Origin of the sequence: Bacillus sp. SRB_331, from assembly GCF_003264175.1 — a bacterium.
Taxonomy (GTDB): Bacteria; Bacillota; Bacilli; order Bacillales; family Bacillaceae_G; genus Bacillus_A; species Bacillus_A mycoides.
In genome coordinates, this window is the sequence record NZ_NADV01000004.1 from 119,860 (window position 1) to 132,127 (window position 12,268).

The 12,268-nt window shown below is 38.6% G+C and carries 7 protein-coding genes and 1 pseudogene; 6 read left to right on the forward strand and 2 right to left on the reverse strand.

The window, feature by feature from the left end:
- Nucleotides 1–52 precede the first annotated feature (52 nt).
- From odhA to B5P42_RS02965, 6 genes and pseudogenes are all read left to right on the forward strand, one after another.
- Nucleotides 53–2,920, forward strand: coding sequence for a 2-oxoglutarate dehydrogenase E1 component (gene odhA / locus B5P42_RS02940; RefSeq protein ID WP_002186381.1), 2,868 nt, complete (start codon nt 53–55; stop codon nt 2,918–2,920).
- A 129-nt stretch (nt 2,921–3,049) separates the two neighbouring features.
- On the forward strand, nt 3,050–4,306 hold the full coding sequence (gene odhB, locus B5P42_RS02945) for a 2-oxoglutarate dehydrogenase complex dihydrolipoyllysine-residue succinyltransferase (RefSeq protein ID WP_002168867.1): 1,257 nt from the start codon (nt 3,050–3,052) through the stop codon (nt 4,304–4,306).
- 125 nt (nt 4,307–4,431) lie between these two features.
- The gene (locus tag B5P42_RS02950; protein WP_113733618.1) at nt 4,432–6,351 is read left to right on the forward strand and encodes a putative thiazole-containing bacteriocin maturation protein; all 1,920 of its coding nucleotides are present in this window, start codon (nt 4,432–4,434) and stop codon (nt 6,349–6,351) included.
- The gene (locus B5P42_RS02955; RefSeq protein ID WP_113733619.1) at nt 6,348–8,297 is read left to right on the forward strand and encodes a TOMM precursor leader peptide-binding protein; all 1,950 of its coding nucleotides are present in this window, start codon (nt 6,348–6,350) and stop codon (nt 8,295–8,297) included. Before B5P42_RS02950 ends, B5P42_RS02955 begins: the two co-directional genes overlap by 4 nt.
- Nucleotides 8,298–8,319: 22 nt before the next feature.
- Nucleotides 8,320–9,882, forward strand: a complete 1,563-nt coding sequence (locus B5P42_RS02960) for a SagB family peptide dehydrogenase (RefSeq protein WP_113733620.1) — start codon at nt 8,320–8,322, stop codon at nt 9,880–9,882.
- Between the two features lie 74 nt (nt 9,883–9,956).
- Nucleotides 9,957–10,160 (forward strand): annotated as a pseudogene (locus B5P42_RS02965) (SAM-dependent methyltransferase); the annotation flags it as partial.
- A 32-nt stretch (nt 10,161–10,192) separates the two neighbouring features.
- Here the strand turns inward: B5P42_RS02965 and B5P42_RS02970 are convergent.
- Nucleotides 10,193–10,603: a DUF3908 family protein gene (locus B5P42_RS02970; protein ID WP_002030461.1), complete on the reverse strand. Its 411-nt coding sequence runs from the start codon at nt 10,601–10,603 to the stop codon at nt 10,193–10,195.
- A 157-nt stretch (nt 10,604–10,760) separates the two neighbouring features.
- Nucleotides 10,761–12,095 carry an FAD-dependent oxidoreductase gene (locus tag B5P42_RS02975; RefSeq protein WP_113733621.1) on the reverse strand — a complete coding sequence of 445 codons (1,335 nt, stop codon included), beginning with the start codon at nt 12,093–12,095 and terminating at the stop codon, nt 10,761–10,763.
- Nucleotides 12,096–12,268 lie beyond the last annotated feature (173 nt).

Genomic DNA, 12,268 nt, shown 5'->3' on the forward strand with positions numbered 1-12,268 from the left:
ATGCACCTTTTTGTATGGAAAAAGGATTATATGCATTGGGAGGTTTAAACAAATGACGAGGAAGAATACAACGACAAACCCTTGGGCCAAGTTCCATGGTCCGAACCTTGGTTATGTTATTGAGCAGTATGATCTTTACGTAACTGGAGCAGGTTCTGTTGATCCGGAATTACAAGAGCTTTTTGAAATTTTTGGAGCTCCTTCGTTTCAAGATGATGTCGTAACAGGGGACAACACAGCAACACATTTTTCTCCTCAAAACACAGGGAACATTGAAAAGATTCTTAAAGTCGTTCAACTTGTTGAACAGATCCGTTCTTTCGGGCATACATTGGCTCACATTAATCCGATGGAAGATGCTGCAAACGGCCAATCTCTTATCGAGAAAACAATGAACGAACTGAGCGATGCTGACTTGAAAGCGATTCCAGCAAAAACAGTATGGCAAGATGCACCAGAGGGTATTCACACTGCACTTGATGTAATTCATAGATTAAAAGACGTTTATACAAAATCTTTAGCTTATGAATTTTCACATATACAAGATAGTGAAGAACGCGCGTGGTTGCATCAAATGGTGGAATCAAATTCATTGCGTCAACCATTATCAAATAAAAAACGAACTGCTCTTTTAAAACGTTTAGCTGCTGTTGAAGGTTTCGAGCAATTCTTGCATAAAACATTCGTTGGTCAAAAACGTTTCTCAATAGAGGGCGTTGATATGCTTGTACCTGTACTAGATGAAATTGTTTCTGAAGGTGCTAAAGGCGGCGTAGAAGATGTCATGATTGGTATGGCTCACCGCGGTCGTCTAAGCGTACTCGCTCACGTATTAGAAAAGCCATATAATCACATGTTTGCAGAATTCAAACATGCAAAAATAGAAGGTGCAGTGGCAAATGCTGGCTGGACTGGCGACGTGAAATACCATTTAGGTAGAGAACAAGTCGTTGGTAATGAAGAAGTTAGCACTCGTGTTACATTAGCAAATAACCCGAGTCATCTTGAGTTCGTTAACCCTGTTGTTGAAGGTTTCGCACGTGCAGCTCAAGAGAATCGTAAAAAATCTGGTCTTCCAGAACAAGATACTACAAAATCATTCGTAATTTTAGTTCATGGTGATGCTGCATTCCCTGGTCAAGGTGTTGTGTCTGAGACACTCAACTTAAGTAGATTGAATGCATACCAAACTGGCGGAACGATCCATGTTATCGCAAATAATGCAGTCGGCTTTACGACTGATAGCTATGATTCTCGTTCTACTAAATATTCAAGCGACCTTGCAAAAGGTTTCGATATTCCGATTGTTCACGTAAATGCTGATGATCCGGAGGCTTGTCTTGCTGCTGCAAACCTTGCGATCCAATATCGTACGCTGTTCAAAAAGGACTTCTTAATCGATTTAATCGGTTACCGCCGATATGGTCATAACGAAATGGATGATCCAGCAGTTACGCAACCACAAGTGTACAAAAAAATTAAAAATCACCCAACTGTAAGAGCAATTTATGCAGATCAATTACAATCTGCTGGCGTTCTGAATGCAGATGAGGTTGAAACAATTACTCAGTTTATACAAGAGGAATTAAAGGCTGAATACGCACAAGTGCCACCAGCTGATACGAGTGCTGCAACAATTCACGTTAAAGTTCCAGAGGTTGTTGCAAAAGGAATTCAACCGATTGACACTGGTGTTTCAATTGAATCACTTCGTGCAATTAATGAAGGACTATTATCTTGGCCTGAAGGCTTTAACGTATATCCAAAAGTGAAGAAAATTCTTGAGCGCCGTAAAGATGCTCTTGAAGAGAACGGTAAAATTGAATGGGCACTTGCTGAATCGTTAGCATTCGCTTCTATTTTGCAAGAAGGTACGCCAATTCGTTTAACTGGTCAAGATTCACAGCGTGGTACATTCGCGCACCGTCATATCGTATTACACGATACTGATACAAACGAAACATATTCACCATTACACCGTTTACCGAACATTAACGCATCATTCTCTGTTCATAACAGTCCGTTATCAGAAGCTGCTGTTGTTGGTTACGAATATGGTTACAACGTATTTGCTCCAGAAACTCTTGTGATGTGGGAAGCTCAATACGGTGACTTCTCAAATACTGCGCAAGCATTATTTGATCAATATGTTTCAGCAGGAAGAGCAAAATGGGGTCAAAAATCTGGTTTAGTTCTTCTATTACCACACGGTTATGAAGGTCAAGGGCCAGAACACTCTAGTGCACGTCCAGAACGTTTCTTACAATTAGCTGCTGAGAACAACTGGACAGTTGCAAACTTAACGAGCGCGGCACAATACTTCCATATCTTGCGCCGTCAAGCATCTATCTTAGGAACAGAAGCTGTTCGACCGTTAGTGCTTATGACACCAAAGAGTTTATTACGTCATCCACTTACGCTTTCAACTGCTAGTCAGTTAAGCGAAGGACGTTTCCAACCTGCTTTAGAACAAGAAAACCTTGGTGCGAAACCAAACAAAGTAAAACGTCTTGTTTTAAGTACAGGTAAAATGGCAATTGACTTAGCAGCAGAAATCGAAAGTGGTAAGCATGAGTACAGCCTAGATGAAGTTCATATGGTTCGTATCGAGCAGTTGTACCCATTCCCTGCTGAAAAAGTTCAATCTATTATTAAACGCTTTAAAAACTTAGAAGAAATCATTTGGGTTCAAGAAGAACCTCGTAATATGGGCGCATGGCATTACATGGCTCCAATTCTGTTCGAACTAGCTGGGGATAAAGTGAAAACAGGTTACATTGGACGCCCGGATCGTTCTAGCCCATCTGGTGGCGATCCATTCGCTCACAAAGCTGAGCAAGAATTAATCGTTGCACACGCTTTAGATGTGAAGTACAACTTCCGTCAAGATAAACAAGAAATTGAAGTTTTCAGCAACTGAAAGTAACAATGAGTTTTTCAGGCTTGGCTGTGGCAGATAGTCTGCCACAGCCAGCCTAACAAATGGAGATTACCGAAGATTAAAGAAGATAAAACACACCGTTAGGCAAATAAGGGGAGGACATTTAAAATGATCGAAATTAAAGTACCTGAGCTTGCAGAATCTATTTCAGAAGGAACTATTTCACAATGGCTTATCAACGTAGGCGACAAAGTTGAGAAAGGTGGCAGCGTTGTTGAGCTTGAGACTGACAAAGTCAATGTAGAAATCATTGCAGAGGATTCAGGTATTGTATCGAAGTTACTAGGCGAACCTGGAGATACAGTTGAAGTTGGTGCTACTATCGCAATTTTAGATGCAAACGGCGCAGCGGTTGAAGTAAGCACACCTGCTCCGGCTAATGAGCAACCAAAACAAGAAACTACTGAAGCACCGAAAGCAGCAGCTCCAAGTGCTGAACAAAATAAAGCGTTGCAAGGTTTACCAAATACAAATCGTCCTATCGCATCACCAGCTGCTCGCAAAATGGCTCGTGAATTAGGAATCGATTTAAACGAAGTACGTAGCACAGATCCACTTGGACGTGTGAGACCACATGATGTACAAGCTCACGCTGCAGCGCCAAAAGAAGCACCAGCTGCTCCAAAACAAAGTCCGGCTCCAGTTGCAAAAACTGAATTTGAAAAACCAGTTGAGCGTGTGAAAATGTCCCGCCGCCGTCAAACAATTGCAAAACGTCTTGTAGAAGTTCAACAAACATCTGCAATGTTAACTACATTTAACGAAGTTGATATGAGTGCAATCATGGAATTACGTAAAGAACGCAAAGATGCTTTCGAGAAAAAACATGATGTACGTCTTGGCTTTATGTCATTCTTCACAAAAGCAGTTGTTGCAGCATTAAAACAGTTCCCATTATTAAATGCTGAAATTCAAGGCGATGAGCTTATCATTAAAAAATTCTATGATATCGGTATTGCAGTAGCAGCTCCAGATGGATTAGTTGTTCCAGTTGTACGCGATGCTAACCAATTGAACTTCGCTGAAATTGAAAGCGAGATTCGTAATTTAGGTCTGAAAGCACGCGATAATAAACTTTCATTAAAAGAGCTACAAGGTGGTACATTTACAATTACAAATGGTGGTGTGTTCGGTTCTCTAATGTCGACACCAATCCTAAATAGTCCACAAGTAGGTATTCTAGGGATGCATAAAATCCAAGTACGTCCAGTTGCAATTGATGCAGAGCGTATGGAAAACCGTCCAATGATGTACCTTGCACTATCTTACGATCACCGTATTGTTGATGGTAAAGAAGCAGTTAGCTTCCTTGTTGCTGTTAAAGATATGCTTGAAGATCCAAAATCATTATTATTAGAAGGTTGATAGATTATTAATCTATTAAAGGCTGTAGAATGAATCATTCTACAGCCTTTTTTCATTATGTTCATATGGGACAAATCACACTACATAGACTAATAATGTATGCCTAAAACGTAAGGGGGATAAACATGAATAACCTTCCAGTTCATGCAAAACTTAAAGCAAATAAGGATACTTTCTTCCTCCCCGATTCAAACGGGGGCGTTTACTTTCGAAATAACTCCAGTTCATTCCGTATGGATGGTGATGGAATTTATGACTGGATTGAGAAATTAATGCCTATGTTTAACGGTAATCATTCTTTGACAGAAATAACCGATGGTCTCCCTCTCCCCTATCAAAATCGTGTATTTGAAATTGGAGAGATTTTATATGAAAATGGTTTCGTTCGTGATGTAAGCCAAGATGCTCCCCACGAATTAAACAGTGCATTACTCGACAGATATGCTTCGCAAATTGAGTTTTTAGAAGCTGATTCCCATTCAGGCGCTTTAAAATTCGAAACGTACCGCGCAGCAAATGTGCTTATAATTGGTTCTGGCGATATGCTTACTTCCCTAGTTTCTTCTTTATTAGAATCTGGTTTACCTACATTTCATTATCTTGTTACAGATCGTGCTGAAACAAACTACAATCGAATTCATGAATTAAGCGAACGTGCATATGCAAATGATGACAATGTACTCATTCAAGAAATAGATATTACAATTGATCGCCCTTTACATGAAGTATTCGAGCCTTTCGACTGGATTTTATACGTTTCCCAAAATGGAGATATTGAAAGTTTAAGAGCAATCCATACTATTTGTAGAGAGTTTAAGAAAAATTTCATACCAGCTATTTGCTTATCAAGAATTGGTTTAGCTGGACCCGTCGTAACCGCAGACCGTGAAGAATGCTGGGAATCAGCTTGGCATCGTCTACACGAAACTACTTTACAAAGTGAAAATCCACCTGAACCTTTCTCACCAATTGCATCTGCAATGTTAGCAAATGTTATCGTTTTTGAGTTATTTAAACATGTCGCTGAAGATTCACATAGGCAGCATAATCCTCAATTCTTTTTATTAAACTTGGAAACACTTGAAGGAAAGTGGCACCCTTTCATAAAACATCTTCTCGCAACCGATGAAATCTTTACAATTGATACGGTGCAAAATCTTCAAGAAAACCTTGCCCAACGTTCCGGACAATATACTTCAACTGAACTTTTTCGTTTTTTTGATGCGTTAACTTCTAAAGAAGCTGGCATATTCCACATGTGGGATGAACAAGATTTAAATCAATTGCCTTTATCACAGTGCAATATTCAAGTTGCAAATCCATTATCAGACGGACCTACCTCTCCCCTTCCTACTATAACTTGCGGTGGATTAACTCATAATGAAGCACGCCGCGAAGCTGGCTTAACAGGAGTTGAAACATATGTAGCTGAAATGATTCATCGTCTTATCCCCGAACATACTGATATCGGTATTGGTGCTGGGGAAACGATGACAGAAGGTGTATACCGAGCACTCCAAAAACATTTAAATAATAAGTTATATGAACGCCAATCACATATGCTAGAAGAGATTACAGAGCTTTATTTAACCGAAATTCATGATAAACATTGTAGGTTTTACTACGATGCTCTCTCTACAATTCATGAAATACCTAAAGTAGGAATGAGTGAGGAGTTACTTGGTTTTCCTGTCGTTTGGATCGGTATTAATGATAGATGGTATGGTGCGGCAAATATTAATATAACACTCGCATTAAGAAATGCTCTGCAACAAGCACTCCTTCATATTCAAAATGAAGAGATTCCTTATAAAGCTAATATGTTACCGGAATCATCCATTGTTTTATATAGTACGGATCCTGTTAGAGTAGCAATACAAGAAGAGGAAGAAATTCCAGGCGTACAGTCTTTACAAGTTGCTTTGCAAAATTTAACGGAAAACAACTTGTATCCATTCGTTTTTGATTTAGCTATTGAGTCATTTTTAAGAGACAACTTAGACGGTGTATATGGGGTATTAATTGCAAAGGAGGATGACCAATGACTCAAAACATACTACTTATAGGAGATGGCCTACTCACAGACTATGTACATGAGCAATTGTGCAAGCAATATTCACTCATCCGCCAGCATACAATTACAGAAGCTCTCCCTGAAAACATTCATCTTGCTCTCGTTTTACATGACGGGTCTCCTTCTTCCGTACATCGTGATGCTGAGCTTATCTTTCGCTCAAATAATATTCCGTGGCTTCGCGCGTTTACTTCGTTTGGTGAAGGTATTATCGGTCCTTACGTGAAGCCTCTTACAACTGGATGTTCCCACTGCGCTGATGGACGCCGGTTTATAGCTGGCTTTGATCAAAAAGAAATGTGGGAACTACAACGAAAATATGCATTAAAAGCAGAGAACGTGACGAGGCGTGATGTACGCGCCACCCAAAATGGAATGTTACAAATGTGCCAGCTCATTCATGCTGAAACAGAGAAAATATTAGCTCATGGATATTCTTCTTTAGAAAACGAACTCATTTTACTGGACTTACAAACGTTACAATGTACCCGGAATTCGTTTCTTCCAGACCCTCTCTGTCCGGTATGCAGCAATTTGCCTGACGATACAGCAGATGCAGCGCAAATTTCTTTACAACCAAGTTTGAAAACGAGTACTGAAACGTATCGCTGTCGTTCCATTCATGAGCTAAACACATTTTTAACGAGAGACTATTTAGATTACCGGACTGGTATTTTAAACGGTAAAATGCAACATTCTCTATTACCGTTTGCTGATGTCATTATAAACATGCCGTTACTGTTTGGAAATGAAGGTGTCGCGGGCCGGACTCATTCATTTTCACTTAGTGAAGCAACCGCTATTTTAGAAGGTTTAGAACGCTATTGCGGTATGTCGCCTCGTGGAAAAAAAACAAATATACATGGCAGTTTTCGTGAGCTAGAAGATATTGCACTGAATCCCCTCACACTTGGTGTACATACAAATGAACATTACAATCGTGATAGTTTTCCATTTAAGCCGTTTGATCCTGATTATGAGCAAAACTGGGTATGGGGATATTCTTTATTACAAAACAGGCCCCTTTTAGTTCCAGAATCAATCGCTTATTATAGCCTTGGTCATCGAGATGCTTTCGTGTATGAAACATCAAATGGATGTGCAATTGGTGGTAGTTTAGAAGAAGCAATTTTTCACGGCATTTTAGAAATTGTAGAGCGTGACGCCTTTTTGCTCACTTGGTATGCCGAATTACCTCTTCCCCGTCTCGATCTTAGTTCAGCCAATGATACTGAATTGCAATTAATGATTGAACGCTTACGCACAATTACTGGATATGAATTATACGTTTTCAACGCGACGATGGAACATGGTATTCCGAGCATATGGGTCATTGCGAAAAATACAAGGCAAGATGGTATGAATCTCGTCTGTGCTGGCGGCGCACATATGGAACCAATTCGAGCTGTAAAAAATGCAATTCACGAAATAGCAGGCATGTTACTTATAACAGATGAAGAGCTTGAACAAAAAAGAGAGAAATATGAACACTGTTTACAAGATCCATATCTTGTTTCGCAAATGGAAGATCATAGTATGCTGTACGGATTGAAAGAAGCGGAAGAACGTCTTCACTTCCTTTTACGTGATGATGCTCCAGTGCAAACGTTCCAAGAAATGAATGTATTACAATCATTTGATATGGATTTAACATCTGATCTTCATCAACTTTTAAACAGGTTACATCAATCTGGACTTGAAGTAATTGTTGTAGATCAAACGGTCCCCCTTATAGAAAAGAACGGCTTACATTGTGTAAAAGTAATTATTCCAGGCATGTTACCGATGACGTTCGGTCACCATCTCACTCGGGTTACAGGACTGGATAGAGTGTATACCGTACCGATGACACTTGGATATTGGGCTGAGCCTTTAACGAATGAAAGTTTAAATCCACATCCGCATCCGTTTCCATAATTCATAGTGAGGGGGAATTTTGATGCAACCTGATACTTTTTTACATCATCTCCATTTTTCTATTAATGAAATTATGTCGTCCGATAAAGAGATTGACTGGGAAGACGCACCACTTCCTTATAAATTATATCGAAATTTACCAGTAATCCCTCTCTCTTTAGAAATCCCATTAACTTTGCGGAATTCTTCTACTAAACCTAACTTAGAGGAAATCGGTCATTATCTTTGGTACTCATTTGGTTTAACACAATTATGTCAGCCTACTACTAACCTAGAAAATAATAAAACAACGACTCTATTTCGAAGATTCATCCCTTCTGGGGGTGCTTTATATCCGAATGAATTATATATGTATTTAAAAATTGATCATTATCCAGACGGCATTTACCATTACGACGCCGCGCATCACCGTCTTATCTTACTTCGCGAAGGAAATTTCGATTCTTATCTTACAGAAGCACTCGGCAATCGTTGTAACATACATTCTTGTTTTGGTGCTGCATTTGTATCCACTATGTTTTGGAAAAACTTCTTTAAATACAATAACTTTTCGTATCGTCTTCAAGGATTAGATAGCGGTGTTCTCATCGGTCAATTACTTGAATGCGCAAAACAATTTGGTTATACAAATGGTGTATATTTTCAGTTTCTAGATCGGGCAATGGATCATTTACTTGGACTGTCAGAAGGTGAAGAAAGTGTGTATGCTGTTATTCCTTTAAGTACAGAACCGAATACAGATTGGTTTCATGATGATCATCACGAAAATAAAACTATTACTTCTCATGACTTGTTGCAACAAATCCCGCCGTTAACACATGAGCATTTCGTTCGTTCAAAACATGTAGATGACTATCCGATGATAAAAAAAATAACCGCGGCATCTATGATTGAATCGACAGAACACTTCCAAACATTTACCTGTGAAGAACGACAACAATATAGTCCACATGCTGTACAGCTACCTAAAGTGGAACGTTTATCATATGATTTCTTACAACTTTGTAAAAAACGATATTCACCTGATTCTGACTTCATTTTAACGAAATGGGATGCAGCCGAGCTTGCTACTCTACTACAAGCAGCGAGCCTCTCCTTCCCTTATTACAACGACCTTGATGGCAAGTATGTAAATGAAAACGCACGAGTCTCACTATATGGATGTTTTTATAACGTAAAAGACATAGAAAACGGCGCTTACGCTTATAACAGTAGGACACATTCCATACAGCCAATTCGGTACGGAGATCTTCGTTATTCTCTGCAATCCAGTATGACGATGGATAACGTAAACCTTTTTCAAGTACCACTTTGTCTACATGTAGTCGGAAATAAAGATTACTATAAAAATAAATTAGGTTATAGAGGATATCGCATTCATCAAATGGAAGCTGGCATGCTCGTTCATAAACTCGTTTTAGCTGCGACCGCTATGGGGATGGGCGGGCACCCGTTACTAAGTTTTGATACAAATTCATGCGATCAATTGTACGGGATTGATGCCGGAAATGAAACTTCACTCATTCAAATTCCGGTTGGGGCGTATCGAGCGCGAAATTGGCTAAAAGGGTCCTTGCATAATTAGAAGCACGCCGATTAATGGCGTGCTTTTTTTAAAGGAGTTAAATTATTAAAAGCGAAATAAATACATATTCTTATATAAAAAATGATATGAAAGAAGTATTTCGCGTCTTAAAACCGAATGGATCCTTTTTACTAGTCGCTGAAACTTTCAAAATCCAATATCATATGGATAAATTTAAGACGACCGAAGAATTAGTAAACCTTTTTTATGAGACGGGATTTACAAGCGTGAAATGTTATGAAGAAAGAGGGTGCCTTTATTTAATAGGAAATAAGTAAAAAAGCAGACCTTTCAAGGCCTGCCTTTTTTACTAGATTACTTTAAAAATACTCTTAATTTGTCTTGCAAATAACCAGTTTTTCGTACCGTAGTTATCATTTAGACTATCTAAATTAATAGCTTTCCCGTTAGAAAACTTTAGTTCTAACGTTGTATTTTTGTCATTTGTTTTTAAGTTGCTATTTGTAATGTCATCATACTTTAATTTTTCAATCTCAATATACTCTTCCTTCTCTTCTCCGATAACGACGTGATCTTGGAAGAAGAAGAATACTTCTACTTTCTTACCGAAACAAAATACGTTTTTCGTATAAATTAATGTCGCGTTATCAAGTCCGACACATACTTCTTTCATCTCTTCAACAACGTTTCCTAAGTCTTCTTCGTTTCTTGCATTTGATTCAGCAATCCATTCTTCGATTGTATTCATGTTAATTGCCATACTGTGCCCCCTGGTTCGTTCATTGCTTTGTTAAAAAATAAATACTATATGACAATATAAGCGATACGTACTATGTTTTCAAGGGTGAACGGTATATTCAAAATAAAGTGAAACTTTATTTATTCCCCTTTAACAAAAAAATAGCACTTAAAAAGTGCTATTCCGCTCTCCTTGCTGCTTGTTGAATTGGATCCCAAACGCTGTTATATGGTGGTGCGTAACTTAAGTCGACATCTTCTAAATCGTGAATACTCATTTTATTGAAAAGTGCCATTGCGATAACATCAATACGTTTATCTACGCCCTCTTCTCCAATTACTTGTCCGCCTAACAATTGTTTCGTATCGGCGTGATATAGTAATTTCAAGTGAAGTGGCGAAGCACTCGGGTAATAGCCTGCCATATTTGTTGAATCTACTTTGACCGTCTTATACGGGATGTTTAGCCCTTTCGCTTCTTTTTCATTTAAGCCTGTTCTTGCGAGCGTCAGATTCATAAATTTAATAATGCCCGTACCTAACGTACCTTTAAATGCCCTTCGTTTATCAACCATATTGAGTCCGGCAAGTCGCCCTTGTTTATTCGCAGTCGTTCCAAGCGGGATATGATCATGCATTTCCTTTATAACATGGTAATGCGTTGCACAATCACCAGCAGCGTATACGTCTTTCACATTCGTTTGCATATAAGCATTTACTTCAATTGCACCTTTATGGTTTTTACGTATATTTGTCCCCTCAAGAAAATCAGTATTTGACTGTACACCGACAGATACTAAAACGAGATCTGTTTTATACGTACCTTTATCTGTTTCAATTTGTTCCACTCTCTCTTTTCCTTTAAACGCTTTTACATTTTCATTTGTTAAAATTTCAATATTATGTTTATCTGCTTCTTTATGTATATATTCCGCCATATCGGCATCATAAATTGTGCCAATATGATTGTTTCGCTCAATCATTCTTACTTTCTTTCCTAGTTCTACAAATGTTTCTGCCATCTCTAGACCAATTGCACCGCCGCCAATAATAGTTACAGCCTCAACTTTATTCGTTTCTAGCGTTTTTAATATGCGCTCAGCATCCGGAATTGTTTTTAAAAGATGAACGCCTTGCAAATCTCGCCCTTCCCATTCTGGCATAACAGGACGCACTCCAGTCGCAATTAATAAACGGTCATACGGAAATTCAAAAACATCTTTCGTCTCCGTATGCTCTGCGTACACCATTTTCTTTTCCTTATCTACTTTCGTTACTTCATGACGTACTTTCGCATCAATTCCATATTTATCACGAAACGTCTTTACATCGCGTGCAATTAACTTTTCAGTAGAAGCAATAACACCACTAATCACATACGGTAATCCGCACTGAGCGTATGAATAGATTTCACCTTTTTCTAACGTTACAACATTTGCCGTTTCATCGTTTCTAACAATTTGCATTGCTGCACTCATACCAGCGGCATCTCCGCCAATAATGACATAGTTCACTTTACCACTCCTTCTTTTTTACATACTCTTTACGATTTCCATATTTTATAGAAATAACACCTACTTAAATTGTAAAGAAAAAGAATTTAATCTACAAGTTTGGTGCACAAAACTATGCCTTAATAGGTATCCGTCGTGTCTTATAAACAAGATGTTTAATATGCTATAACAGC

Excerpts from the sequence above, each read along its gene's own strand:
- odhB (WP_002168867.1), top strand. The coding sequence starts at position 3,050 with ATGATCGAAATTAAAGTACCTGAGCTTGCAGAATCTATTTCAGAAGGA.
- B5P42_RS02970 (WP_002030461.1), bottom strand. The coding sequence starts at position 10,603 with ATGGCAATTAACATGAATACAATCGAAGAATGGATTGCTGAATCAAAT.
- B5P42_RS02950 (WP_113733618.1), top strand. The coding sequence starts at position 4,432 with ATGAATAACCTTCCAGTTCATGCAAAACTTAAAGCAAATAAGGATACT.
- B5P42_RS02955 (WP_113733619.1), top strand. The coding sequence starts at position 6,348 with ATGACTCAAAACATACTACTTATAGGAGATGGCCTACTCACAGACTAT.
- odhA (WP_002186381.1), top strand. The coding sequence starts at position 53 with ATGACGAGGAAGAATACAACGACAAACCCTTGGGCCAAGTTCCATGGT.
- B5P42_RS02960 (WP_113733620.1), top strand. The coding sequence starts at position 8,320 with ATGCAACCTGATACTTTTTTACATCATCTCCATTTTTCTATTAATGAA.